The organism is Candidatus Poriferisocius sp. (assembly GCF_965219775.1).
Lineage (GTDB): Bacteria > Actinomycetota > Acidimicrobiia > Acidimicrobiales > Bin134 > Poriferisocius.
In genome coordinates, this window is record NZ_OZ244793.1 from 880,362 (window position 1) to 904,790 (window position 24,429).

23 protein-coding genes are annotated in these 24,429 nt (G+C 67.3%); 7 read left to right on the plus strand and 16 right to left on the minus strand.

All coding sequences use genetic code 11. The features are described 5' to 3' along the window. Positions 1 to 2: 2 nt before the first annotated feature. On the minus strand, positions 3 to 1,055 hold the full coding sequence (locus ACOQPQ_RS04000; RefSeq protein ID WP_420638156.1) for a LacI family DNA-binding transcriptional regulator: 1,053 nt from the start codon (positions 1,053 to 1,055) through the stop codon (positions 3 to 5). Positions 1,056 to 1,189: 134 nt separating this feature from the next. Here ACOQPQ_RS04000 and ACOQPQ_RS04005 point away from each other — a divergent pair, with 134 nt between their 5' ends. Beyond that, entirely contained in the window at positions 1,190 to 3,124 is a 1,935-nt protein-coding gene (locus ACOQPQ_RS04005) for a glycogen debranching N-terminal domain-containing protein (protein WP_420638157.1), read from the plus strand. Positions 3,125 to 3,193: 69 nt separating this feature from the next. Here the strand turns inward: ACOQPQ_RS04005 and ACOQPQ_RS04010 are convergent, their stop codons facing one another. Next, complete coding sequence (locus tag ACOQPQ_RS04010; RefSeq protein WP_420638158.1) at positions 3,194 to 4,228, minus strand: zinc-dependent alcohol dehydrogenase; 1,035 nt, start codon at positions 4,226 to 4,228, stop codon at positions 3,194 to 3,196. Positions 4,229 to 4,304: 76 nt separating this feature from the next. Here ACOQPQ_RS04010 and ACOQPQ_RS04015 point away from each other — a divergent pair, with 76 nt between their 5' ends. Beyond that, entirely contained in the window at positions 4,305 to 5,609 is a 1,305-nt protein-coding gene (locus ACOQPQ_RS04015; RefSeq protein WP_420638159.1) for a cytochrome P450, read from the plus strand. A gap of 4 nt (positions 5,610 to 5,613) precedes the next feature. Here the strand turns inward: ACOQPQ_RS04015 and katG are convergent, their stop codons facing one another. The 9 genes from katG to ACOQPQ_RS04060 form a co-directional block, all read right to left on the minus strand. Further along, positions 5,614 to 7,797, minus strand: a complete 2,184-nt coding sequence (gene katG, locus ACOQPQ_RS04020) for a catalase/peroxidase HPI (RefSeq protein WP_420638160.1) — start codon at positions 7,795 to 7,797, stop codon at positions 5,614 to 5,616. An 81-nt stretch (positions 7,798 to 7,878) separates the two neighbouring features. Further along, a complete protein-coding gene (locus ACOQPQ_RS04025; RefSeq protein ID WP_420638161.1) occupies positions 7,879 to 8,334 on the minus strand; it encodes a Fur family transcriptional regulator in 456 nt (151 codons plus the stop codon). Positions 8,335 to 8,442: 108 nt separating this feature from the next. Beyond that, positions 8,443 to 9,654, minus strand: coding sequence for a cytochrome P450 (locus tag ACOQPQ_RS04030; protein WP_420638162.1), 1,212 nt, complete (start codon positions 9,652 to 9,654; stop codon positions 8,443 to 8,445). 126 nt (positions 9,655 to 9,780) lie between these two features. After that, a complete protein-coding gene (locus ACOQPQ_RS04035; RefSeq protein ID WP_420638163.1) occupies positions 9,781 to 10,170 on the minus strand; it encodes a type II toxin-antitoxin system VapC family toxin in 390 nt (129 codons plus the stop codon). After that, complete coding sequence (locus tag ACOQPQ_RS04040; protein ID WP_420638164.1) at positions 10,167 to 10,409, minus strand: type II toxin-antitoxin system VapB family antitoxin; 243 nt, start codon at positions 10,407 to 10,409, stop codon at positions 10,167 to 10,169. Before ACOQPQ_RS04040 ends, ACOQPQ_RS04035 begins: the two co-directional genes overlap by 4 nt. 72 nt (positions 10,410 to 10,481) lie before the next feature. Continuing rightward, positions 10,482 to 11,720 (minus strand): amidohydrolase family protein, encoded by a 1,239-nt coding sequence (locus ACOQPQ_RS04045; protein ID WP_420638165.1) that lies wholly within the window; start codon positions 11,718 to 11,720, stop codon positions 10,482 to 10,484. 51 nt (positions 11,721 to 11,771) lie between these two features. Further along, complete coding sequence (locus ACOQPQ_RS04050; RefSeq protein ID WP_420638166.1) at positions 11,772 to 13,118, minus strand: ABC transporter substrate-binding protein; 1,347 nt, start codon at positions 13,116 to 13,118, stop codon at positions 11,772 to 11,774. 165 nt (positions 13,119 to 13,283) lie between these two features. Beyond that, the gene (locus ACOQPQ_RS04055; protein ID WP_420638167.1) at positions 13,284 to 14,069 is read right to left on the minus strand and encodes an ABC transporter permease; all 786 of its coding nucleotides are present in this window, start codon (positions 14,067 to 14,069) and stop codon (positions 13,284 to 13,286) included. Positions 14,070 to 14,190: 121 nt separating this feature from the next. After that, the gene (locus tag ACOQPQ_RS04060; protein WP_420638168.1) at positions 14,191 to 15,042 is read right to left on the minus strand and encodes an ABC transporter ATP-binding protein; all 852 of its coding nucleotides are present in this window, start codon (positions 15,040 to 15,042) and stop codon (positions 14,191 to 14,193) included. Between the two features lie 290 nt (positions 15,043 to 15,332). Between ACOQPQ_RS04060 and ACOQPQ_RS04065 the strand changes: the two genes are divergently transcribed. Then, the gene (locus ACOQPQ_RS04065; RefSeq protein ID WP_420638169.1) at positions 15,333 to 16,112 is read left to right on the plus strand and encodes an enoyl-CoA hydratase-related protein; all 780 of its coding nucleotides are present in this window, start codon (positions 15,333 to 15,335) and stop codon (positions 16,110 to 16,112) included. 23 nt (positions 16,113 to 16,135) lie between these two features. On the opposite strand, the gene ACOQPQ_RS04070 is transcribed toward ACOQPQ_RS04065, so the two are convergent. The 3 genes from ACOQPQ_RS04070 to ACOQPQ_RS04080 all read right to left on the minus strand — a co-directional run bounded on the left by ACOQPQ_RS04070 (position 16,136) and on the right by ACOQPQ_RS04080 (position 17,947). Next, complete coding sequence (locus tag ACOQPQ_RS04070) at positions 16,136 to 17,029, minus strand: NAD-dependent epimerase/dehydratase family protein (RefSeq protein WP_420638170.1); 894 nt, start codon at positions 17,027 to 17,029, stop codon at positions 16,136 to 16,138. Between the two features lie 71 nt (positions 17,030 to 17,100). After that, positions 17,101 to 17,559, minus strand: coding sequence for a VOC family protein (locus ACOQPQ_RS04075; protein WP_420638171.1), 459 nt, complete (start codon positions 17,557 to 17,559; stop codon positions 17,101 to 17,103). A gap of 13 nt (positions 17,560 to 17,572) precedes the next feature. After that, a complete protein-coding gene (locus tag ACOQPQ_RS04080) occupies positions 17,573 to 17,947 on the minus strand; it encodes a hypothetical protein (protein ID WP_420638172.1) in 375 nt (124 codons plus the stop codon). A gap of 223 nt (positions 17,948 to 18,170) precedes the next feature. On the opposite strand from ACOQPQ_RS04080, the gene ACOQPQ_RS04085 reads away from it, so the two are divergent. Both ACOQPQ_RS04085 and ACOQPQ_RS04090 read left to right on the plus strand, forming a co-directional pair. After that, positions 18,171 to 19,418 (plus strand): DUF222 domain-containing protein, encoded by a 1,248-nt coding sequence (locus tag ACOQPQ_RS04085; RefSeq protein WP_420638173.1) that lies wholly within the window; start codon positions 18,171 to 18,173, stop codon positions 19,416 to 19,418. 95 nt (positions 19,419 to 19,513) lie between these two features. Further along, on the plus strand, positions 19,514 to 20,641 hold the full coding sequence (locus ACOQPQ_RS04090) for an aromatic ring-hydroxylating oxygenase subunit alpha (RefSeq protein ID WP_420638174.1): 1,128 nt from the start codon (positions 19,514 to 19,516) through the stop codon (positions 20,639 to 20,641). Positions 20,642 to 20,699: 58 nt separating this feature from the next. On the opposite strand, the gene ACOQPQ_RS04095 is transcribed toward ACOQPQ_RS04090, so the two are convergent. Next, positions 20,700 to 21,059, minus strand: a complete 360-nt coding sequence (locus ACOQPQ_RS04095) for a type II toxin-antitoxin system PemK/MazF family toxin (RefSeq protein WP_420638175.1) — start codon at positions 21,057 to 21,059, stop codon at positions 20,700 to 20,702. After that, complete coding sequence (locus tag ACOQPQ_RS04100; protein WP_420638176.1) at positions 21,001 to 21,213, minus strand: hypothetical protein; 213 nt, start codon at positions 21,211 to 21,213, stop codon at positions 21,001 to 21,003. The genes ACOQPQ_RS04095 and ACOQPQ_RS04100 overlap by 59 nt, the downstream gene beginning before the upstream one ends. Positions 21,214 to 21,485: 272 nt before the next feature. Here ACOQPQ_RS04100 and ACOQPQ_RS04105 point away from each other — a divergent pair, with 272 nt between their 5' ends. Next, positions 21,486 to 22,742: a substrate-binding domain-containing protein gene (locus ACOQPQ_RS04105; protein ID WP_420638177.1), complete on the plus strand. Its 1,257-nt coding sequence runs from the start codon at positions 21,486 to 21,488 to the stop codon at positions 22,740 to 22,742. A 22-nt stretch (positions 22,743 to 22,764) separates the two neighbouring features. Beyond that, entirely contained in the window at positions 22,765 to 24,411 is a 1,647-nt protein-coding gene (locus tag ACOQPQ_RS04110) for a sugar ABC transporter ATP-binding protein (RefSeq protein WP_420638178.1), read from the plus strand. The last annotated feature ends 18 nt before the right edge of the window (positions 24,412 to 24,429 follow it).

Below are 24,429 nucleotides of genomic sequence, written 5' to 3' on the forward strand. Positions count from 1 at the left end.
TCTCACAACAATCCCTCCTGGGTCAGGGGCGCCCCTGGGGCCGAATTGGCCTCGGCAGCGCCAATGGTTGATTCACGAACGATCAGATCGGGCTCAACGAGTACGGAGCCGGATGTGCCCTCGCCGGTGAGTCGTCCCACCAGCCGTTCGACGAGCAGCGAGCCAACCCGATCCATGGGCTGGCGCACCGACGTCAGTGACGGGGCACTCAACGAGGCGGCCGGGACATCATCGAAGCCGGCCACGGCAATTTCAGCACCCGGCATCAGGCCCTCATCTCGCAAGCCGGACATCACCCCCAACGCAACGGTGTCCGATACGCACACCACCGCCGTCGGTTGGTGCTCGGCCACCAGCGCGGGCACCAGCTTCCGGGCAAGATCGAAGTCGTCCACCGTGCGGACCACCCGCCCGCCTTCCAGTCCGAGTTCGGCCGTGGCCGATACGAATCCGCCACACCGGTCGTCGCCGGTGGCCGAGCCCTCGGGCCAGCCCACAAAGGCGATCCGCTCGTGACCGACGGCGTGCAGGTGGGACACCGCGGCGCGTATGCCGGCGGCACCGTCCACATCGACGGAGATCACGGAGTCGTCCCCTACCCGACCGAAGCAGGCGAACGGGATGCCCCGCTGGCGGAGGAACTCCACTCGGGGGTCTTCGTAGTCGATCCCCGACAGAACGAAGCCGTCGGCACCCCCCCGACGCAGCATCTCGGCGTACGGCTGCACGCGGTCACGATTCTTCTGGGTAAAGAGGAGAACCTCCAGGTCGGCCCGAGCGGCCGTGGACACCACGTGGTGCAAGAACACGTCCAGTGCCGCGTTGGGCGACGTGTCGTCGGGTAGGCAGTAGCCCAGCAGGAACGTGCGGCCGGCGGGCAAGCTCCTGGCCGCCCGGCTGGCCTGGTAGCCCAACACCTCGATGGCGTCGAGCACTCGTTGCTTGGTCCGGTCGCGGACATGGGCATGACCGTTGACCACGTTGGACACGGTGGCCGTGGACACACCGGCGAACTCGGCCACGTCGCGTATCGTGGGGCGCCGCCCAGCAGGCATGGCGGGCAATCTACTACAGCCTTTGAAGCGTTTCAAGAAACGTTTCAAAATGTGCAAGACTGGCACCGCTGTAGGGAATCCCCCGTCAGGTCCGATTCGATGGTCAGCCCGTTGGCCATACTCGTCAGGAGCCCATGCCCGCACCCATACCCGACGACGGTTGGAGCTTGACCCGTGCCGGGGTCGCCCTGGTGACCGATGCCGACGGCACCATCAGCGGTCAACAGGCCACCGGGCTGTACCACCGCGACCGGCGCGTCCTCTCCCGGCTGCGGTTTCACGTGAACGGCCACCCGCCGGTGTACCTGAACGGCGCGCCCACCGGAGCGGCGGCCGACCGGTTGACGTACGGCTACTGGGACGGCGAGCCCGACCCCCAGGCCGTCATCGTGCGTGAGCGTTCGCTGGACTCGGGTTACCAAGAGCGCGTCAGCATCCATTGCTTCCGCCGACCCGTGACCCTGCGGGTGGAGTTGCAGCTCGCCCCGGGAGGCGCCACCGTGTATCACCTCGATCAGGAGGGCGAGCCCCCGCCGGATTCGGCTGACCTGAGCCGCTCGGTGTGGGCCGAGGGCGCAGCCGTGTCCGGGCAGACGATCTCCCGGACCCTCACCGCCCAGCCGGGCCTCCCGGCGACGTTCTCGTGGGGCGTCCAACTCGATACCACTTCGCCCGAACACCGCCCGGCCACCACCGTTCGGGCCGATGTCGGGTCTTTACAGCAAGCGGTACACACCAGCGGTTGGATCCTGGAGTCGCTCACGGTCTGCGAACCGAGGACCGGACTTCCCTTCTTGGCCGCCGGAGCCCCGCACTTTTTGGCTCTCTTCGGCCGAGATGCGCTGTGCTCCTCGGTCATGGCCATGTTGGCCGACCCACTCCGGGCCCTCGAAACCCTGGAGGTTCTGGCTGCCTACCAGGGCAAGGCGCACGACCCTCGCACCCTCGAGAGCCCCGGGCGGGTGCTCCATGAGCTGCGGATCGGCGACATGGGCGTCTTCGGTCTCGACCCGGGCACGGCGTACTACGGGTCGATCGACGCCACTCCCCTGTTCGTGGTGGCCATGGCGGAGTGCCTCCGCTGGGGCGCACCCCGCTCCCGTCTGGAGCGCTTGCTGCCCGCCGCTCGGGCCGCGCTGGATTGGTGCCGGTCCCACACCGACGTCCGGGGCTTCATGCATTCCGTACCTCACGACGGGGGCATCACCAATCAGAACTGGAAGGACTCGGGCGACTCCATCGTCCGTCCCGACGGCACCGTCGTGCAGGAGGTCACCTCGCCGGTGGAAGTACAGGGGTACTTTCACCAGGCGCTGTGCGGGCTGGCCGAACTGGAAGCCGCCCTGGGGAGTCCCGACCGATCCACGACGCTGCTCGAGGAGGCCGACCGGTTCAAGGCGCTCTTCCACCAGCACTTCGTGGTGGACGAACCGGTGATCGTGGCCTTGGCGCTGGATGCAGCCGGTGAGCCGATTCCCGTTCGGGCGTCCAATGTCGGCCACCTCCTCGACACCGGCCTGGTGGACGACGACATCGCCGCCCGGCTCGTCCGGCGCCTGTTCAGCGAGGAGGAGTTCTCCGGGTGGGGAGTCCGCACGCTGGCGGCCTCCGAGGCGGCGTACAACCCCCTCGGCTATCACGTGGGCAGCGTGTGGCCCCACGACAACGCCGTCCTGCTGCGCGGCTTGGCCGGTCGGCGCTTCGACGACGCCACCCGCCGGCTGGCCAAAGCGCTCATCGAGCTGTCCGCCGCCGAGCGCTACCAGCTCCCCGAACTCCTGGGCGGCTTTGCCCGGGATCAGTTCCCCGAGCCGATTCCCTATCCCGCCTCGGCCCGCCCCCAGGCCTGGGCGGCCGCCGTCCCCTTCCAGATCGTGAGCGCCCTGCTGGGGGTGCAGCCGCAAATGCACCACAACCGGCTCGAGCTCCGCCCCGTGCTCGATGCCGACCAGCGGATCATCGTGAGTGGCCTGCGCCTCGGCGACCGGACGCTCGACATCGAGGCGCAAGGGTCCGACGCCGAGGTCCGCGGCGACTTCGCCGGCCTGACCATCACCATCGGCGACTGACTGTCTCCAGGGATCCCCCCCGGACTGCCGATTGTCGATCGGTGCAACCTACGTGGCTGTCAATTTCACCTACGGGGCAAACAGCACCTTGCGGCAGTTCGCCGGGTGTTCGGAGAACAACTCATAGGCGGCGGCGGCATCGGTGAGGTCGAATCGGTGGCTGAAGATCCGGTCGAGTTCGGAGAAGGCAGCCGAGTCCAACGCCGGCAGTAGTTGGGGCCAGGCCCGCTGGGGTGAGGCCACGGATTCCACCCAGCGCTGAGTGGGGGCCAGGAGATCCTTCGGAGTGCGCTCGTAGGGCTCGCTGGCCACCGAAACCGAGGAAATGCGGCCGGCAGCATGGGTCACTTCCACTGCGGCGGCCACGGAGGCGCTTCGCCCGGCGGTTTCCACCGCGGCGTCAACGCCACCGCCGGTGCGGTCGAGTACTTCGGCCACGGCATCGGGGGTGGACTCCATCGGGATGGCCCCCAACTCCGCGGCAAAGTCCCGTCGGGTGGGGATGGGGTCGAGGGCGAAGACCTCCCAAGCCCCGAGGGCACGGGCCGACATGACCGCACACATGCCGACCGGTCCGAGGCCCACAACCGCCACCCGGTCGCCTTCGGTAATGCCGGCCCGGCGGGCACCCTGCCAGCCGGTGGCCAAGTTGTCGGTCAACAGGAGGGCGGCCTCGTCGCTCATGCCGTCGGCAATGGGCAGGAGGCTGGTGTCGGCATGGGGAACGACGACGAATTCGGCTTGCCCTCCGGGATACTCGGTGAGGGCCGGTATGCCGAGAACCTGCATCTGCGGACAGGCCGAGGACAGTCCCTGACCGCAGGAAGCGCAGCGCCCGCAGCCCACCGCGCCCGACACCAGGACGCGATCGCCGGCCCGATAGGAGGCCACCTCGGCCCCGACCTCGACGATGGCGCCCATGAACTCGTGGCCCGGCCGCTGACCGGTCGGGTCGCCCCACTCACCCCGGTACGGATGCAGGTCGCTGCCGCAGATCGCCGTGCGTTCCACCGCAATGATGGCTTCATGGGGAGCGCCGATGGCCGGATCCTCCACCTCCACGCATTCGGCCCGGCGTTCGCCGGTGAACATGACGGTCTTCATCGCACCCCTTGTCGCCACCTGCCTGCCCGGTGGGCAGCCGGTGCCGCAGCACCGACCACGTTAGTCTTCACCGGTGGTGACCGGGGGGCTGGATGAGCGGATCCGCAGGCTGCTGGACCGCGACGAAGAGTTGCTGGCCTCGCCCTGGGAACTCTTCGACGACGTCCGGGAGGCATCGGAGCCGGCGTACTACAGCGAGGCCATGGGGGCCTGGGTCATCACCGGTTACCAACTGCTTCACGACATTGTGGTGGACACCGACACCTGGTCCAATCGGTCGCCGACGGCCACCTACGAGTTTCGGGATCCGGTGGCCGAACACGCCGACGCCATCGCCCAGGAGCCGGACATGGCCGACGCCGTACGGCGATTCCGAAGCCGTTCCCGGGGCCGGGTGCTGAACACCGCTGATCCCCCCGAACACGTGCGCCAGCGCCGGGCGCTGCACCGGGCCTTTCGACCGGCACGGCTGCGGGCCCTGGAACCCGAAGTGAGGTCGGTGTCCGATGCGTTGGTCGCCGCGTTCGCCCATCGGGGCCGAGCCGACCTGGTGCGCGAGTACGCGGTGTTGCTGCCCATGGTGATGATCTCCCGGATGCTGGGCGTGCCCGAGGAGGAGTTGGAGATGTTCAAGGGATGGTCGGACGATTTCGCCATTCCCATCGGGCGGGCCAAACCCAGCCGTGACGAGGTGCGCAGCTACATCAGATCGGAGTCCGAATTCGAGGACTACTTCTCGGCCCTGGTCGAACAGCGCCAACACGAGCCCCGCGACGATTTGATCTCCGACGTGGCAAACGCCGAGGTGGACGGACAACCGCTGACCCACGAGGAACGCATGGGAGCGTTGCGTCAGTTCCTGCTGGCCGGCAACGAGACCACCACCACCCTGCTGGCCAACATCGGCCACCGTCTGGCCACCGATCCCGAACTGCGGTCCCGATTGGCCGCCGACCGGGAGCAAGTGCCGGACTTCGTGGAGGAGGCGCTACGCCACGAGGGACCGGTGACCGGGCTGTTCCGGGTCGCCACCTGCGACACCCGGCTCGGGGACCTGCCCGTGGCCAAGGGCGAGTTCGCCTGGCTGTCCTTCGCCGCCGCCAACCGCGACCCCGCCGCCTGCCCGGTACCCCACGAGTTCAACATCGACCGGGATCCCAACGAGCACGTCGCCTTCGGGTACGGCGAGCACTACTGCATCGGCCAGGGCCTGGCCCGGTTGGAGGCCAAGGTGGGCACCGAAGCCCTGCTCGATTTGCCCAACCTGGCGCTGGCGCCCGACCACACCGACGCCTTCATGGACAGTTACATCCTCCGGGGTCGCACCCGGCTGTTGGTCACCTTCGACCCCGTCGGCCACGACGGGGCCGAGGGCCGCTGATCTTCTAGGAGACGTCGAAGCGGTCGAGGTTCATGACTTTGGCCCAGGCGGCGGCGAAGTCATCGACCAGTTTCCGGTGGCCGTCGTCGCAGGCGTAGACCTCGGCCAGGGCCCGGAGCTGGGAGTTCGATCCGAAGACCAAATCCACCGCGGTGGCCGTGCAGCAAATCTCGTCGGTGGCTCGATCTTTGCCCTCATACACCCCCGGCTGGTCGAGGGAGGCCTGCCATGTGGTGTCCATGTCGAGGAGGTTGACGAAGAAGTCGTTGGTGAGCACCCCCGGCCGGTCGGTGAGCACCCCGTGTGAGGTCCCACCGGCATTGGCGTCGAGGGCCCGCATCCCGCCGACCAGCGCGGTCATCTCCGGGGCGGTCAGGTTCAACAGGAAGGCCTTGTCCACCAGCAGTTCCTCGGCGGGCCGCTTGTGGATGTCGGCCAGGTAGTTGCGGAACCCGTCGGCGGTGGGTTCCAGCACCGCGAAGCTGTCGGCGTCGGTCTGGGCCTGCGTGGCGTCGGTACGACCCGATGTGAACGGCACCGCCACCGGGCAGCCTGCGTCGGCCGCGGCCTTCTCCACTGCGGCGTTGCCCCCCAGCACGATCAGATCGGCCAGGGACACTTGGCGGCCACCGGCGGCGTTGAAGTCGGCCTGGATCTGTTCCAGGGTGGCCACCACCGGGGCCACGCCCGCCTGCACGTTGACCTCCCAGGTGTTCTGGGGGGCCAGCCGGATGCGGGCACCGTTGGCGCCCCCGCGCATGTCGGTGCCCCGGAAGGTGGACGCCGAAGCCCACGCGGTGGCCACGAGCTGGGACACCGACAAACCGGAGCCCATGATCCTGGCCTTGAGGTCGGCGATGTCGGCGTCGTTGATCGGCTCTCCTTCGGGGGCGGGCACCGGGTCCTGCCAGATCAAATCCTCGTCGGGGACCTCGGGTCCGAGATAGCGCGCCACCGGCCCCATGTCCCGGTGGGTGAGCTTGAACCAGGCCCGGGCGAAGGCGTCGGCGAACGCGTCGGGATCCTGGTGGAACCGACGCGAGATGGGCTCGTAGACGGGGTCGAACCGCAAGGCCAGGTCGGTGGTCAGCATCATGGGTGCGTGGCGCACGCTGGGGTCGTGGGCGTCGGGCACGGTGTTGTCGGCCGCCCGGTCGGTGGGTCGCCACTGCTTGGCCCCGGCGGGGCTTTCGGTCAGCTCCCACTCGTAGCCGAACAGGTTGTCGAAGAACCCGTTGTCCCAGGTGGCCGGATCGCTCGTCCACGCCCCTTCCAGACCGCTGGTGATGGCGTCACCGCCGACCCCGGAACCGAAGGTGTTGCGCCAGCCCAGGCCCTGCTCCTCCAGGGAGGCGCCTTCGGGCTCGGCCCCCACGTAGGTGTCGGGGGCGGCCCCGTGGGCCTTGCCGAAGGTATGGCCGCCGGCGATGAGGGCCACCGTCTCCTCGTCGTCCATGGCCATGCGGCCGAACGTCTCCCGGATGTCGATGCCCGCGGCGATGGGGTCGGGGGTGCCGTTGGGCCCCTCGGGGTTCACGTAGATGAGCCCCATCTGCACCGCCCCCAGCGGGGTCTCCAGCTCTCGGTCGCCCGTGTAGCGCTCGTCACCCAGCCATTCGGACTCGGTGCCCCAGTAGATGTCCTCCTCGGGGGCCCAGATGTCGGGGCGGCCCCCGCCGAAGCCGAAGGTCTTCAGGCCCATGGACTCCAGGGCCACGTTGCCCGCCAAGATGAGCAGGTCGGCCCAGGAGAGTTTGCGGCCGTACTTCTGCTTGACCGGCCACAACAGGCGTCGGGCCTTGTCGAGGCTGGCGTTGTCGGGCCAACTGTTGAGCGGGGCGAAGCGCTGGGCCCCGGTCCCGCCCCCACCCCGGCCGTCGCCGATCCGGTAGGTGCCGGCGGCATGCCAGGTCAGGCGGATCATGAGGGGGCCGTAGTGGCCGTAGTCGGCGGGCCACCAGTCCTTCGAGTCCACCAACGCGGCGGCGATGTCCTGCTTCACCGCAGCCAGGTCGAGGGACTCGAACTCGGCGGCGTAATCGAAGTCGGCCCCCATCGGGTCGGCTTCGGGCGAGTGTTGGTGCAGGATCTTGAGGTTGAGCTGTTCGGGCCACCACTGCTGGGTGGCCGAGGTGCCGGTGGTGGTGTTGGCCCCCGAGAACGGGCACTGGCTGGTGGATTCAGTCATGGTTTCCTCCCTGAAGTTTGGGGTTGGCAGGTGAGTCGGTCATTGGTTCGGCGTTGGTGGTCATCGGTTTGGCGTTGGCGATCATCGGGCCACCGCTTCGGGTTTGGCCGGGGCGCACTCGGGGCAGCGGCCCCAGTAGATGACCTCGGCCTCGTCGATGTCGTAGCCGGCGTCGTCGGACGCGGTCAGACAAGGGGTGTATCCCACCGCGCAGTCCACGTCGACCATTCGGTTGCAGGAACGGCAGATGAGGTGGTGGTGGTTGTCGCCCACCCGGTTCTCGTAGCGGGCCGGTGAGCCGGCCGGTTGAATGCGGCGAATCAGGCCCTTGTCGGCCAGCAGGCCCAGCGAGTCGTACACCGCTTGGCGGGAAATGGCCCCGATGTCGCCGTTCACGGTCTCGGCCACGTCGTCGGCGGTGCCGTGGGGTCGGGCGGCCACCGCTCGCAGGACGGCCAAGCGCTGGGCGGTCACCTGCACCCCGTGGTGGCGCAGCAATTCGGTCGGGTCGGTCGGGTTGGCGACCTCCGGTGTCATGACGTCAGTCTGACACTGATTCTGGACTGAGTCAAGTAATCGAAGAAATCTGATAGCCGAATGCACCCACCTGCGGGGTGGCCACCGCCGGGTGATGCGCTGGACGCCTTACCGGCCGGTGGGGGTGAACGTGAGGGGCATCGACTTGGGTGCCCGGGTGAAGACGCCCACCGGGGTGGGCGCCACGCCGTCGAAGGCGATGTCGTCCATGGCGTCAAGCAGTTGGTTGGTGGCGATTTCCACCTCGGTCTTGGCCAACATGGCCCCGATGCAGAAGTGTCGGCCCAGGCAGAAGCCGGTGTGGTTGGCCGCTCCCGAGAAGGCCTTGGAGACGTCCAGGTCGTCACGGAAGATGTCGAACCGGTCGGGGTCGTCGTAGTGGCGGGGGTCCCGGTTGGCCCCGGCGATCAGGCAGGTCACCGTCGATCCCGCCGGGATGGTCACCCCGTGCATCTCCACGTCGGCCTCGGGCTGGCGCATGATCATCTGCACCGGAGGCGAGTGGCGCAGCGTCTCGGCGAAGGCGTTGTCGATCAGCCGCCGGTCGTCGCGGACGGCCTGGAGCTGATCGGGGTTGGCGATCAGGTTCATCATCATGTTGGCCATGGCCTTGTCGGTGGTCTCTCCCCCGGCCACCAACAGCAGCGACACGAACGCCTTGATCTCCAGATCGGTCATCTGCTCCCCGTCGATCACCGCGGTACACAGGGTGCTCAACAGGTCGTCACCGGGATCGGCCCGCCGCTGGGCGATGATCGGCATCATGTAGGCCTGCAGTTCCTCTTTGGTCTGCAGCCCGGCGGCCATGACGTCCTCGTCGCCGGTCAGGTTGCTCAGGAACGCCATGATCGAGTGGTACCACTTCTGGAAGCGGGCGTGATCCGACTTGTCCAGCCCCAGCATGTCCACGATCACGTTGATCGGGAATCGGATGGTGAACTGGTCCACCAGGTCCACCTTGCCGTCGGTGCGGAAGCCGTCGATCAGGTCTCGGGCGTTGGCCTCGATCACCGGCACGAACTTGGCCGTCAGCTCGCTGCCCCGAAAGGCGGGTGCGATCAGATTCCGGTGAGCCGAGTGGTCGCGGCCCTCCATTTGGAGGATGGTCCGCCCGTGAACCGGCTCGAGCTGCCACTCGTAGTTCTTGGAGGTGAAGACCTTGTCCTTGAAGGCCCGCTCCACGTCGTCATAGCGCGAAATGAGCCACGCCTGGGTGGCCTCGTGGTACACCACCGGGTGTTCTTCGCGCATGACGGCCAACACCGCGTTCGGGTCATCGGCAAAGGCCTCCGACAGGACGTCCGGTTCGATCGCGGCCATCACTCCCCCTTCGAGACGGCTCCTGTTCCGTCGCGCCCGCACAGTACCCCCTCCCGACCACCGCCACAATCAATCGCATGCCCCGCCAGGAGCCCAGTTGCTCCTCCCCTCCGCCTCCAGGCCAGGTCAGCCGGCGAGTGGAATGTCGGTACGGGAGAAGTCGTCGCCGACACACAGCAGGGGCAGCCCATGCTGGCGGGCCAGCGCATAGGAGAAGACATCTCCGAAGTTCAGTGCGGCGGGATGTCGACCCTTTCCGAATCGCCGCCAACAAGCCAAGGCCTCCTCGGCCATACCCTCGTCTACCGGTTCTATGCGGATGTCGAGGCGGGCCATGAGTTCATCGAGGAGCAGGACACCCGCGGCTCCTCTTTTGGCCTCGATGACGATGCCGAGTTCCACCCGGGTGGCCGCGGACATCACGCAGGGCGCACTCAAGAGTTGCTGCTCGACATCCGCGCTCCCCGGCTCGCCGAAGAGTACCGCGACAACGGCCGATGTGTCGACGACGATCACTCGGGCAGCCCGTGAGCGTTGTAACCCAGAATCTCCTCCGCAGAGCGATCGTCAAGCTCAGGCAACTCCCGAAACCGGTCCACGATGTCACTCAGGTCATCGCGGCGACGCCGGCGATGCTCCCGGTCCAATTGAGCTTCAAGGGACGCAACAACCGCTTGGGTGATGGACTCCCCTGTCATCTCCGCCAATTCACGAGCAAGCTGGTCCGCTCTTTCGCTCTTGATGCTCAACACCATAGGTACCAATATACCAGTCAAGGTAGAATGGGTTCATACCGGGATCGGTCAATGGGCCGCTCGGCACGCCGTTCAGTAGGTGGCGATGTACTCGGGGTGGAAGGCGTAGGAGGTGGAATCGGCGGGGGGCTCGTCCAGGGGTACGGCCAACTCGGCGAGTTCGGGGCCGACTTGGGCCGCCCGCTCGTCCAGCGCGGCCTGATCGAACCCGTACAACTCGGCGGCGTTGGAACCCACCATGGCCTGCGTCTCGGGGGCGGGGACATCGGCGAACGCGGCCCGCAGCGCCTCTCGGCTGTGGGGGGTGGTGCCCTCCCGGTGGGGGTAGTCACTCCCCCACATGATCCGGTCGACGCCCACGTCGTAGCGGTAGGCCATTTCGTGGGCCTGGCAGAAGCTGGCCCCCAGCCAACAGTTGCGGGCGATGTACTCCGACGGCAGCATCGACATCGAGGCCATGGCGCTCCCGTCGATCCGGGCTGTCTGCTTGGAGGGATCAACCAGCGTGTCGAACTTGGCGTCGAGGGCGGTGGCCAGCCGCGACAGCCAGCTCGGGCCGCCCTGCTCGGTGATCACGTACCGCAGGTCGGGATGTCGCTCGAAGACCCCGCCGAGCACCAGGTGCCACAGGGTCCGGTGCGACCAGAACCCGTACTCGTAGATCAGCACCGGCAGGGTGGCGGGGTCGTCCGGCAGGGTGGGGGCGCCACCGCCCGCGTGGGTGACCACGGGAAAACCCGTCTCGGCGCACAGGCGCCACAGCGGATCGTACGCAGGTCGATACAGCGGCTCCAGCGTGTTGGGCGGTACCGACGGCAAGAGCACCCCGCACAGATCGGGTTGGTCGATGGCCCATCGGATCTCCGCCAACGCGTCCTCGACGACGTTGGGGAACACCTGGACCAGCCCCCGGCGAAATCCGGCCGCCTGGGCGCAGAAGTCCGCCACCCACCGATTGTGGGCCTGCAGCCCGGCCCACCGGCGCCGGTAGTCGGCCTCGGTGGCGGGCAGCGTGCCGGCCAGGTGGGGCTCGGGGTAGAAGGGCGGAATGGTGTTGGGGAACACCACCTCGGCCACGATGCCGTCGGCTTCCAGCTCGCGCCGGCGTCGGTCGCTGTCCCAGTTGCGGGGGGCATCGGGACCCTCCAGGTCGCGCCAGTCCGTGGCGTGGTGCTCGGCCCACCCGTCGAATTCGGCCCGCAGGGCGGGGTCCAGGTAGGGCCGATACTCGGGCAGGTCGGCCCCACCATGGGTGTCGGCCGACACCACCGTCACCCGACCGGTTGACCGACGGCCTTCACGTGCGGTCATGGCCGGTCACTCCAAGACCGCGAGGCCGCTCTGGAGCTGAGGACGGCTACCTCAGCCGCCGGTGACGGCCGCCTCGTAGAGCGAGCGGTCGATGACCTGGTCGTCGGGCAGCACCTCTTCGTACTCGACGGTCTCGAACTCGATGAAGAACCCCTGGGCGTTCTGCGAGGTGGTGTCCCGGATTTCCCAGTCGAAGTAGAGCCCCGGCGTCCGCTCCAGGGACTCCAGCGGCGCCCCGGTCTGTTCCACCAGCGCCTCCATGACCTCGGCATTGTCCTGATAGTCGGGCGGGAGGTAGGTGTTGATGGCCCGGATGTAGGCCCGGACGAACGCCTCGCCCGCTTCGCGACGGTCACCGGTGCGCACACAGGGCCCGGCGTACAAGCCGCCGAGGGGCTCGCCTGGCGTCTGCGTCACCATCAAGACGTAGTCATCGGGGTTCTCCGACGCATCAATCCAATAGGGGTCGAGCAACCAGGCCCCCTGCACCGCATTGTTCTCCAGGGCGATGAGCATCTCCGAGGAGGGAATCCGCTCGAACTCCAGGTCGAGCAGCGAGAACCCGGCGTCGGCAAAGGCCTGAGCCATCGGGTAGACGATCACCGACCCCAAGCCGACCGCCGAGGCCACTCGGGCGCCCTGCAACTCGGTGATGTCGGGGTTCTGCGGGTCGCTGAACACGTCCCGGCGCACCCACAAGCCGGTCTGGGCAATGGAGGCATCCCCGGCATCGGGTGGGAAGAAGTTGCCCACCACCATCCTCACGTCGAGGCCTTGGGCCACCCCGTTGTGGAAGGACGCCTCGGTGCCGCCGACCGCGAAGTCCACGTCGCAGTTGTCCAACGGCACCATGCTGTCGGTGAGGCTCAACTCCACCCATTCGACCTCGATGTTCTCTTCCTCGAACAGCCCGTAGTGCTCGGCCAACAGGATCGGGGCCACGAATTCGGCCCGGAACCGGTTCGCCAACCGGACGGTCTGTCGCTCGGCCAGCGGTTGCGGCACGGGATAGCCGGGCTCACACCGGGCGATCACCCGATCGCTGGACATGTCGCTGGGGTCGGTCAAGCCGTTCTCGGCGCACCCGCTGGTTTCGTCGGCCATGCCACTGTCGGCGTCGCTGTCGCCATCGTCGGCCATGCCACCGTCGGCGTCGCTGTCGGTATCGTCGGCGCCATCGTCGGCATCAGCATCGCCGTCGTCGGCCATGCCACTGTCGGCGTCGTCGGCGCCATCGTCGGCCATGTCCTCCTCGCCGGCCGGTGCAGGAGCTTCCTCCGCCGCCGTGGGTGCTGGAGCCGTACCGATGTCGCCGGCCTCGTCGTCATCGTTGCCGCACGCGGCGGCCACCAGCCCGAAAGCCAGTAGCAACGCGAGTGCTCGTCTCGTCCACGTCAACCGAGAATGGTGCCGCTCAGACGGGTGTTGCTCGGACATGGTTCCCCCCAGATGAGTTAGCCGTTCTGCCTTGCTGTTTAGTCTCTTGCCGTTCAGCCTGCACATTCAAGGGTGACCGGCGCATGCAAGGAAAGGCCCGCAGGCCGAGAGCCCTTGGCCGTGGGGTCACAGTTGGTTGGGCGCGTTGTCCTCCGGGGCCCACGGGGTGAGCAGGGTGCCGATCAACCGCACGAGTCCCACAAAGACAATGCCCAGGGCCGCCGCCAGAAGCACTCCGAGGAAGGTGTTGTCCGGCAGTCCCAGCGACCGCCCCCGTTCGACGAAGTAACCGATGCCGTCCCGGGGAAGGATCAGCTCCACGGCGATGACCATGAGGACCGCCACCCCGGCCGCCACCCGGAGACCCACGAAGATCTGGGGCAGCGCCGAAGGCCACAGCACGTGACGGAACATCTGCCCTCGGGACGCACCGAATGATGCCGCCGCTTCGCGGTAGCCGGGATCCACGGCCATGATCGGCGCCATGGTGTAGATCCACACGAAGAAGAACACCACGGTGGCGATCAGGTAGACCCGCGGCGACTCCCCGAAGCCGAACAGCAGTAGATATACCGGCAACAGGGCGATCTTGGGAACGGTGTAGAGGGCGGTGAGGGTGCTGTTCAGGGCCGCCCTTATGTAGCGGTTCACGCCCATCACCACCCCGAAGAGCAATCCCAGTCCGGTACCCAGCGCAAAACCCTTCAGCATCCGGAAAGTGGTGACTCTCACCGCCGTCCACACCTCCGCTTGGCGGAGCCGTTCAGAACTGATGATCTCCCAGGGGGAGGAAATCAATCGACCGTCCAGCCACCAGTCGTTGCGCACCGCCAGTTCCCAGAGTCCGAGAAAGGCAATGGGGCCCAACACGGCAAGCACGACCATCAGCTCTCGGCTCCGTCGAGCCGCCACCAATGGATCCTGGTCGGCGCTGGGCGAGGTTCGCCTCAGCACGGCCACTTCCCGTGACTCGGCGCCGGCCGCAGCGGCTGCCTGCGGGGGGCTGAGCCGGCTTGTGTCTTCTTGGCTCATGTCAGTCCTCCGGCTCGGCGGGCGACGGACCGACGGCGGCGTGGGTGTCGCCGGTGCCGGCCCGTATCTCAGCCATGTAGTGGGCGACCTCGCTCTTCAGTAGGTCCCACAGCTCGTTCTTGAAGTCGTTGAATTCGGACTGCGCCCGAAGCTCGGGAGTGCGGGGCCGGGGAAAAGGCACGTCCACCGACCGCACCATCGTTCCCGGACGAGCCGACATGACGATCACCCGGTCTCCCAGGACGATGGCTTCCTCCAGGCTGTGGGTGATGAACACCACGGTGCGGCCCGCATCCGACTGCCAGATCTCCAGGAGATCGTCTTGCATTACCTGGCGCAACTGGGCGTCGAGGGCGGCAAACGGCTCATCCATGAGCAGGATCTCGGGCTCTACGGTGAGAGCCCTGGCAATGGCCACCCGCTGGCGCATGCCCCCGGAGAGGGTGTCGGGATACGCCCGGGCAAAGTCGGCCAGGCCGAGGCGTTCCAACCAGTCATGGGCCTGGGCCACGGCCTTGGTCTTGGGTACCCCCCGAAGCTCCAAGCCGAAGCTCACGTTGCGCTCCACCGTCTTCCACGGGTAGATCGAGTAGTCCTGGAACACCATGGACACCGGGGTCTCAGTGGCCGCGTTGGTGAACAGCTCAACCGAGCCGTTCGAGGGACGCAGCAGCCCGGCGAGGATGCGCAAGAAGGTCGACTTGCCGCACCCCGAGGGGCCGACGATGCAGACGAATTCTCCCTCGTTCACATCCAAATCGAAGGGTCCGAGGGCATGCAGGCGGTGCTTGCCGTCGATGCCGAAGTGGCGCTCGACATCGCGAGCCGAAATCTTCACTGACGTGTCGGCCACCCAAGCCTCCGGGTCCGTGCGGCAGCAACTGGGAATCAGAGCATAGGCAGATCAGCCGATGCGTGCGGCAAAGCGGAAAGTGTGGGCAGCCAATCGGGAGGCGGGGCGCAACCGGTGTGGCCGGGTAGTCGGGGCTCCAGAGTCATGAGCTGGCGCACTGGCCGAGGGACTTTCCCTGTTGGGGTCATCCCGGCGAAGATGTACACCACCCATGAGCGGCACCCCACGAATCATCGCCAGCCCCGATGGCTCTTCTGCCGGTGGACGTAGCTTCGATCGACGTTCCGCCGATGGCTGATCTACAGGTCACCGACGACGGAGCCAGCCGGACGATCACGCTCGACCGGCCGGAGCGGCGCAATGCCCTCGATGAGGCGCTGATCCAGGACCTGACCGAGGCTTTCCGGGCGGTGGACGAGGACCGTCACGTTCGGATCGTGGTGCTGCGAGCCAACGGTTTGGCCTTCAGCGCCGGGGCCGACCTCGCCTACATGCGGCGTATGGCCGACTTCGACGAGGCCGAGAACCTGGCCGATGCCCGCCGCTTGGGGGCGCTGTTCGAGGCCATCGAGCATTGCCGTTGTCCGGTGGTCTCCCTCGTTCAGGGTCCGGCCATCGGCGGTGGCGTCGGCTTGGTGGCTGCTTCCGACGTGGCGGTGGCCTCCGGCGACGCGGTGTTCGCCTTCAGCGAGGTCCGCCTCGGCTTGGTGCCTGCGGTGATCTCCCCCTTCGTCGTGCGCCGGATCGGACTGCCCGCGGCCAAGCGGCTGTTCTTGACCGGTGACCGATTCGACGCCGTGGAGGCCCACCGCCTGGGTCTGGTAGACGAGGTTGGCGACGACCTCGATGCCGCCGTTGAACGGGTCTGCGGCTCCCTCCTTCAGGGGGCACCCGGTGCCCACACGGCCACCAAGCAACTGGTGGCCGCGGTCGACGGGCTGCCGCTGCCCGAGGCCACCCGAGTGACCCCTCCGTTCATCGCCGCCCAGCGGGCCACCCCGGAGGCCGCCGAAGGAATCGCCGCCTTCTTCGAGCGGCGGAAGGCCACCTGGGCGACGCCCGAAGCCTGACGAGTCCGAAACCGAGTACTCCGTCAGGCGGGGTTGTTCTGCACCATGCGGCGCAGCCCGTCCTGCCAACCCACCAGACGCTCCGGTCGCAGCTCCCGGATGTGGGTGGTGTCCATCACCGTGCTGGGAATGGCGGCGTCGGCCTTCACGATCTGAGGGGGATCGCAGCCGTCCACCTCGGCCATGAACTCGCACCACTGGGCGATCGACACCAACTCCGGACTGGCCCAGTTGAGCGTGGCGGCCGGTACGGAAGCCTGGCCGAGTAGGGCGGGCAGATCGGCGGCAATGTCCTCGTCGTGAATGAGGTTGTAGCGGGCCCCGTCCGGGTTGACCTCGATGGCCATGCCCGCCCGCATCATCAGCAGATGAAAATAGGGCCAGCCGCCGCCGTCACCGTAGGGCACGTTGAGGCGGGCGATCACCGTCGGCAGGTCGAACTCTTGTGCCCCGAACCGGGCCACCGATTCCCCGGCGATCTTGCTTATCGAATAGGTGGGCATCATGTGCTCGTGGTGGTTCCCGTGGGGGCTGTCCTCGGTGAACGGCTCCCCGCCGTTGGGCTGGTACACCGCACCCGACGAACAGTGCAGGAACGCCTCTGCGTCCCGGAAGTGGCTCATGAGGTGGCCGGTGGCCTCGGCACACACCGCCAAGTCGGTCGGCCAGTCGCCCGACTTGATCACCGCCAGATTCAGGACCACGTCCACCTCTCGGGGCACCGCCGAAAAGTCCGGGGCCACCAGATCGACCGCCAGACACTCCACCTCGGAGGCCTCCAGATCGGCCCGCACCGCGGTATCGGAGAACCGGGCCAGCGCGATCACCCGATTGTCAACGGCCAACGCCTTGGACAGGGCAGGCCCCACCATCCCCGTCGGCCCCGTCACCACAATGGTCTTCCCCTTCAACCCCACGTCTCACTCCTCCCGCACTCTCCTACGGCAACCGCCATGGCTCTGTCCTCATGGCTCAGCCCTACAGACTGTCACATGGTTCCGTTGGCGGCGGCTCGGAGGGCTGCGATGTCGAGGCGTCGCATCTTCAGCATGGCCTCGGTGGCGCGGGCGGCGCGCTCTGGGTCGGGATCACCGAGGATCTCACCGAGGACGGTAGGCACGATCTGCCACGACACACCGTACCGGTCCTTCAGCCATCCGCACATGCTCTCCTCGCCGCCTTCGGTCAGCGCGGCCCAGTACCGGTCGACTTCGGCCTGGCTCTCGCAGGGAACCACCAAGGACACCGCCTCGGTGAACTGGAACATCGGTCCGCCGTTGAGGGCCTGGAAGGGGCCGCCCATGAGCATGAAGCTCACCAACAACGGCGAGCCGTCCGGGCCGGGGCTGACGCTGTCAATGCTCGAGTCCGGAAACAACGAGACGTAGAACTCCGCGGCCTCCAACCCGTTCCCGTCGAACCACAAACACGGCGTGATACTCGTCATGGGAAGGACTTCCTCACGGACCCTCCAGGGTTGTCGACTCCTGCCCAGTGGATCGCCCCTCATAGTCCCATGGCGCAGATCGCTCCATCCGCTCACCGATCGCTCGGGCATCCTCGGCGGTCATCTGCCATCCTCCCGCGAATTCTGCGTCCGCCAGGAGCTGTTCAGCCAGGGAAGAGGTGGAATGATGAAGATGAGCCACATTCTCGCCCTGATTGTAGACGGCCGTGATCTGCAAGCAGAAGTAAGCATCACGGCGTTGTTCGAGGCTGGATGCGATGATGCCCTCAACGGCCAGGCCAGTGGGGTCTAGTGGTGTGTACTTCCACCGGGAGGCCGATTCACTCCAAGAGGCGGTTCCTTCTGCAATTTCGGAACTTGAGTTCATTCCGAGAGTTGGCGAATTTTCTCTACGAATGCACGCAGGTTAGAAATCTCGTGCAGATTCCGAGATTTCTCTCTAATTCTGGGGGGATGTTGTCACCCTACTTGGTACAATGACAGGTATGGAGTTTGGCTCTTCCGGCAACGAATCCGCAGCGGCATCTGACGGGGCTTCCGTTCAGGGATCTGCCGCTGGGGGTTGTTGTACGTGTGGTGGTGGCGGGCCGGTGGTTGCTGGTTTTGAGTTGGTGGATTATTCGGGGTTGGGTGCGTCGGATTTGATGAAGGTGGCGTTGCAGGGTGATGTGGCCCGCCGTCAGTTGGACGGGTACCTGGCGGGGGTGTTGGGCCGGTTCGGCGACCTCGAGGGTGATGACGCCATGTTCGCGGTGTGCAAGCAGTTCGGCATCAAGGCCCACAAGGCCAACCGCCAAGGCAAGGTGGCATCCGGATTGCGGGCGTTGCCCGACGTGTTGGGGGCGGTCAAGGACGGGTACATCACCATGGACCACGCCGAGATGATCTCCGCCTCCCACGCCCGAGCACCGTTGGCCGAAGGGGAGCCTCTGGACTTGATTCTCGAGGCTATGCGCCTGGACTGCGACCAGTTCAAGAAGACCCTGGCCACCCGTGAGGACCAGCGGGCCTCGGTTGACGGGTTGTCCCGCACCGAACGCCAACGGGCCCGGCGCACCGCCGGCGTGTTCGACGGGGACGACGACATGGTGATCCTCCACGCCGAACTCGACGCCATCGCAGGCCAACGCGTCAAGACCGCCATGGCCGCCATGAACACCCGCCTCCTCCACCACGACACCCGAAACGGCCACGACCGCACCTACCACCAACGCAACGCGGATGCCCTCGTGGCTCTGATGACCCAACAACCAGGTGGGCAGGCCGGCGGGACGGGTGAGCCGGCCAACGGATTGGCCCTGCCGCCCGCAGCCGACGAGTCAGAAAAGAAGCGGGACACTGCGGCCGGTCCGGCGCCCCAGAAGACGGTGTTGGTGGTCACCGCCGAGTGGGATCCCATCTACGGGGTGCTCCAAGACGCCGAACTGATCGACGGCACCCCCATCGAAGTGGAAGAACTCCGCCGCCTGGCTTGTGACGCCGACATCATCCCCGCCATCTTCGGCTCCGATGGCCAACCCCTCTACCTGGGTCGCACCCAGCGGGCTCCCAACCAAGCCCAACGCATGGCGTTGTTCGCCCGAGACCAGGCCTGCGTCGACTGCGGGCTGGCCGCCCAAGCCTGCGACGTCCACCACATCCTCCCTTGGGAGCACGGCGGGCCCACCAACATCGACAACCTGGTCCTACTCTGCCCCAAATGCCACCGCCGAGCCCACCGCGACGACCACCAACACGCCTACCACAAGCAGCGCCGCCACCGAACCACACCCCCGACCACCCATCACCACCGACACCCCGATCCAGCCAAGCCGTACGACACCGTCTCCCTCTCCTGACCCGAGACACACCGCTAGGATTTCGCCATGGCCCGGGGGTTGCTGCGGCGGGAATTGCCCTACGATCGACCTGCGGACACTGGCCGGTGAAAGGCGTGACCAGCGGACCGAGTCCTGTCGACATCGCCACGGGGTGGACACCCGATCCCGGTGCCTCACACACGCTACATTCTGACGCCTATACCGAGCCTCGGTGGTTCGACGTAGACCAGCGGGCCGTCATCGGACGATCCTGGCAGTGGGTCTGCCATACGGAGAGCCTCGCCGCGCCGGGGGCTTTTGTCACCGAGGTGATTGCCGGGATGCCCGTCGTGGCCATACGGGACCACGACGGGGTACTCCGGGCCTTCTACAACGTGTGCCAACACCGTGCCCACCACCTCCTGGAGGGCTCAGGGACCGTGTCCAATCTGGTGTGCCCCTACCACGGCTGGCGCTACGACCTGACCGGCCGGTTGCGTTCCGCCCGGCACACCACCCACCTCCGGGACTTCGAGGGCGACGCCATCTGCCTGGAGCCGGTGTCGATCGAGGAATTCGCCGGGTTCGTGTTCGTGAACCTCGACACCCAGGCGGCCCCGCTGGCCGAACAGGCCGGTTCCCTCGGCGCCGAGATCGCCCAGCGAGCCCCCGGCATCGATCAGCTCACCTTCGCCCACCGGCTCACCTACGAGATCCGCAGCAACTGGAAGAACGTGATCGACAACTTCTTGGAGTGCTACCACTGCCACATCGCCCACAAGGACTTCGTGTCCCTGGTGGACATGGACACCTACACGGTCACCACCCACGGCATCTACTCCAGCCACATGGCCGAGGCTGGCCACGGCCACAACACCGCCTACGACGTGAGCGCAGCCACGGTGAGAGACCACGCCGTGTGGTGGCTGTGGCCCAACACCTGCCTCATGCGGTATCCGGGGCGCAACAACGTGATCGTCCTCAAGGTCGTCCCCGTGGGCCCCGCCCTCACCCGGGAGACTTACGATTTCTTCCTGGAGTCACCCGAGCCCACCGAGGCCGAACTGGAGTCGATTCGCTACCTCGACGAGGTGCTCCAGGTGGAGGACATCAACCTCGTGGAGAGCGTGCAGCGGGGCATGACCACTCCGGCGTTCACCCAGGGCCGCATCGTCAACGACCCATCGGGCTCAGGGCTCTCCGAGCACGCCGTCCACCACTTCCACGGCCTCCTCCTCGACCACTACCGCCCCACCCACTAGCTGCAGAAACACACTCGCACCCTTGGTGCTCGGTTGGTCCTCGGTTGACGGGGTGCAATCAGAGTTCGAGGAGGTCGGCGATGACCTCTCGGATCTGTTGTAGGGCGACGGGCCCGATGTTGATGCCCGCCGCTTCGATGATGCGGTCCACGCTGATCGTGGTGGGCAGGTGCGCCTGGGCCACTCCGAACTCGGTGATGTCAACCTCGCTCAGCCACCCCCGCTTTGTGGTGGTACACGGCACGACCAAGATCGCTTGCTGGCGGAATTCGAGCACGTCATCGGAAGTGACGACGACGGCCGGTCGGACAAAGCCAGGTTCGCCTCGGGCCGGAGTCCCGAAATCGCAGCGGACGACGTCACCGGCTCGCATCAGCCACATCGCTCGCTGACGCATCGAGCACCGCCTTGTCGTCATCACTGAGCGGGGCGCTCGCCACCTGGGCACCAATGATGCGTCGCCGCTCTCGTTGCATCAGCTTCTTGAGCTGCCCTTCGAGGGTGAGCCCCTCCCGGTCGGCCAGCCGCCGCAACTCATCCCGGCTCTCGACCGAAACCTTGATGGTGGTCACCTTCGGCATCCCAGTTGGCATACCACACAGCATACCCACACTTCGCCAGGGGAGGGATGCAAGGGGAATGAGCCGCGCCAACAGAGCAAGGGGCCCGAAGTGGGCAACCATGCGGGGATGGCGGTTCACCAACGGGGATTGTTGTCCGTTAGCATTCGGCGTCGGGCCGGAAGGGTGCCCGTCACGTCCGCGTGGGTCGCCGATGCGATCAGCTTTGCGGCCACCGATGCGATCAACAGGGCCCGGTCTGCGGGGCCCAGGAGGAACCAACCATGAGGAAGACTGTGGCGAAATTGCTCGCGTTGTTGCTGGGCTTGTCGCTGGTGGCGATGGCCTGCGGCAACGACGACGACAGCGGTGATGCCGGGGCCTCGGAGCCAACCGCAGCGCCGAGCACCCCGGCCCCGGAACCCACGCAGGCACCGGAGACCACCGCGGCGCCCGAACCCGCCGCCGATCCCGAGCCCACCGGCATCGAGGTGGCAACCGCCCGGGTGGAGGCCTTCCGCCAACCCCAAGGCCAACTTCCCATCGCCGAACCCCTGACCGAGCTCCCCACCGGCAAGACCGCGGCCTACATCCAGTGCGGCGTGCCGGTGTGCGAGGAGATCCGCATCGGCATCGCGGGCGCGGCCGATGAACTGGGGATGTCCGTGGAGGTGTTCAACCACGACGACACCCCCGAGAACGTGGCCGCCGCCTGGCAGGGCGCGGTGGACGCCGGCGTGGACGTGGTGCTGGCCTCGGGCAACCCCCGGGAGTTCTTCGCCGAGCAACTGGCCGTTCTGGAGTCGCGCGGCGTGCCCGTCGTGGTGTGGTCGATCCCTGAGGGCTACGAGCCCGGAGACGGCATCACCGCCAACCTCCTCACCGCCGACGACTACTACTTCTACGGCGTGCTCCTCGCCGACTACGCGGTGGCGCAGACCGGTGGCGAGGGCGACATCATCTTCTTCGGGCTGCCCGCGTTCCCCGTCCTCGGCCTCCTGGAGGAGGGCTTCCTCGCCGAAATGGCCGACGTATGCCCCGACTGCAGCCTCACCAACGTGAGCATCGACCTGACCGCGCTGCTCGCGGGCGAGGTGCCCGGACAGGTGGTGTCCACCATCCAGTCCCAGTCCGACCCCTCGCATTTGGTGTTCGCGTTCGGCGGCATGCTGTTCGGCGTGCCCGAGGCCATGGCCGACGCAGGCCTCGACGTTCCGGCCGCTTCTCAGGCCGGAGGCGGACTGAACTTCGGCTTCATCGCCGAAGGAAACGTGCAGACCGCCGAGATGGGCCTGGCCTCGGAGTTCCTGGGGTGGCGGGCCATGGACGCCGCCGCCCGAGCCCTGGCGGGCCAACCGGTCGGCCGCTCGGAGTTGCCCGAGGCCGCCGAGTTCGAGGGCCGTCCCGACATCCTGGCCGCCGGCCTGCCTCTGCAGGTGTTGGAGGCCGACGACATGGGCTTCCTGGCCACCGACCCCAACCTGCTGTGGCCCGGCGTCGAGGGATTCCAGGATCTCTACCGCGAACTCTGGGGCGGCTGAGCACACCCGGTCGACGGAAGCGATGGCGAACGGACCGGCGGCAACCACCCACGGGGACTGCCTGCTCGAAATCCGTTCCCTGAGCAAGACCTTCCCCGGACAGGTGGCGCTCGACCGGGCCGCTTTCGACTTGAGGCCCGGCGAGGTCCACGCGCTGGTCGGCCAGAACGGGTCGGGCAAGAGCACCCTCATCAAACTGCTCGCCGGCTACCTCAAGGCCGACGACGGCGCCGACGTCCTCCTCTACGGATCGCCCGCCGACCTCTGGCACCGTGACGCCCGATCGGACCGCATCCGAGTGGTACACCAGGACCTGGGCCTCGTCCCCACGCTGCGCGCGGTGGACAACATGGGCCTGGGCCAAACCGGGCCCACCACGGGGCTGGGCCGCATCCGGTGGCGTCGCGAAATCGCCGACGCCCAGCGACTCCTGGCCGACTTCGGCGTCATGCCTGACGTGCGCACCCCCGTGGGTGCGCTGTCGGCGGCCGAGCAAGTGGCCGTGGCCATCGTGCGGGCCCTGCGCGGCCTCGGCGACCGGGGCATCCTGATCCTCGACGAGCCGACGGCTTCGCTCAATCGCGGCGAGGTCGACGCCCTGTTCGCCGCCGTGCGGGCCGCCACCCGACGCGGCATCGGCGTCATCTTCGTCTCCCATTTGCTCGACGAAGTACTCAGCTTGGCCGACCGGGTGACCGTGCTGCGCGACGGTCGGGTGGTACTGGCCGCCGGGCTGACCAGCGAACTCTCCGAGTCCGACCTCATTCGCGCCATCGTCGGCGACGAGGTGGAGTTGGGCGCCCGCCCGAGCCGGGCAACGGTCGCCACCCCGGTCCTTGAAGTGGAGAACGTGTTCGGCATCACCCTTCGGGGCGTGTCGCTCAAGGTGCATTCCGGCGAAGTGGTCGGGGTGGCCGGCCTCTTCGGATCGGGCCGAGACGAGATCGCGGGCGCGGTGTTCGGGGCCACGCCCCGGTTCTTCGGGAAGGTGCTGGTGGACAAACAGCTCGTGTTCGCCAATCCGCACGAGTCCATCGGGGCCCAGATGGCCTACGTGCCGGCCGAACGCAAGCAACTGGGCCTGCTGCCGCGCCACCGGGCGTTCGAGCACCTGACCCTCCCCCGCCTCGGACCCCTGCAACGGCTGGGGCGGCTCCTCGGCCGCCGGGAAAAGGCCGAGGCCCGCCACTGGGCCGAACGGGTCGACCTGCAGCCCCTCGACGTGTGGCGCCGCATGGAGAAGTTCAGCGGCGGCAACCAGCAAAAAGCGGTGCTGGCCCGCTGGCTGCGAACCGAGCCCCGGGTGTTGCTGTTGGCCGAGCCCACCCAAGGCGTGGACGTGGGCGCCAAGGCCGGGGTGTATCGCTTGATCGACGAGGCCGCCGCCGGGGGCGTGGCCGTTCTGGTGTCGTCGTCGGACGCAGGCGAGCTGGTGCGCCTCTGCGACCGTGTCGTCATCATGCGGGCCGGACAGATCGTGGCCGAGCTGGCCGGGCCCAACCTGACCGAGGCAGCCGTGGTGGCCGGCGTGCTGGGCAAATCCTCACTGCGGCGCCGCCAACACCGGCGCGAGCGGCCGGTTGCCTTCTCCGTGCTCCGATCCGACGCCGACAACGATGACGCCAACCGGGCCGGCGACGCCCCGGTGGCCGCCGGAATCACGAAGTGACCGCGAAGTGACCACCGA

Coding starts and splice junctions, on each gene's coding strand:
- ACOQPQ_RS04000 (WP_420638156.1), bottom strand. CDS start 1,055: ATGCCTGCTGGGCGGCGCCCCACGATACGCGACGTGGCCGAGTTCGCC.
- ACOQPQ_RS04005 (WP_420638157.1), top strand. CDS start 1,190: ATGCCCGCACCCATACCCGACGACGGTTGGAGCTTGACCCGTGCCGGG.
- ACOQPQ_RS04010 (WP_420638158.1), bottom strand. CDS start 4,228: ATGAAGACCGTCATGTTCACCGGCGAACGCCGGGCCGAATGCGTGGAG.
- katG (WP_420638160.1), bottom strand. CDS start 7,797: ATGACTGAATCCACCAGCCAGTGCCCGTTCTCGGGGGCCAACACCACC.
- ACOQPQ_RS04025 (WP_420638161.1), bottom strand. CDS start 8,334: ATGACACCGGAGGTCGCCAACCCGACCGACCCGACCGAATTGCTGCGC.
- ACOQPQ_RS04030 (WP_420638162.1), bottom strand. CDS start 9,654: ATGGCCGCGATCGAACCGGACGTCCTGTCGGAGGCCTTTGCCGATGAC.
- ACOQPQ_RS04040 (WP_420638164.1), bottom strand. CDS start 10,409: ATGGTGTTGAGCATCAAGAGCGAAAGAGCGGACCAGCTTGCTCGTGAA.
- ACOQPQ_RS04045 (WP_420638165.1), bottom strand. CDS start 11,720: ATGACCGCACGTGAAGGCCGTCGGTCAACCGGTCGGGTGACGGTGGTG.
- ACOQPQ_RS04065 (WP_420638169.1), top strand. CDS start 15,333: ATGGCTGATCTACAGGTCACCGACGACGGAGCCAGCCGGACGATCACG.
- ACOQPQ_RS04075 (WP_420638171.1), bottom strand. CDS start 17,559: ATGACGAGTATCACGCCGTGTTTGTGGTTCGACGGGAACGGGTTGGAG.
- ACOQPQ_RS04080 (WP_420638172.1), bottom strand. CDS start 17,947: ATGAACTCAAGTTCCGAAATTGCAGAAGGAACCGCCTCTTGGAGTGAA.
- ACOQPQ_RS04095 (WP_420638175.1), bottom strand. CDS start 21,059: ATGACGACAAGGCGGTGCTCGATGCGTCAGCGAGCGATGTGGCTGATG.
- ACOQPQ_RS04105 (WP_420638177.1), top strand. CDS start 21,486: ATGAGGAAGACTGTGGCGAAATTGCTCGCGTTGTTGCTGGGCTTGTCG.
- ACOQPQ_RS04110 (WP_420638178.1), top strand. CDS start 22,765: ATGGCGAACGGACCGGCGGCAACCACCCACGGGGACTGCCTGCTCGAA.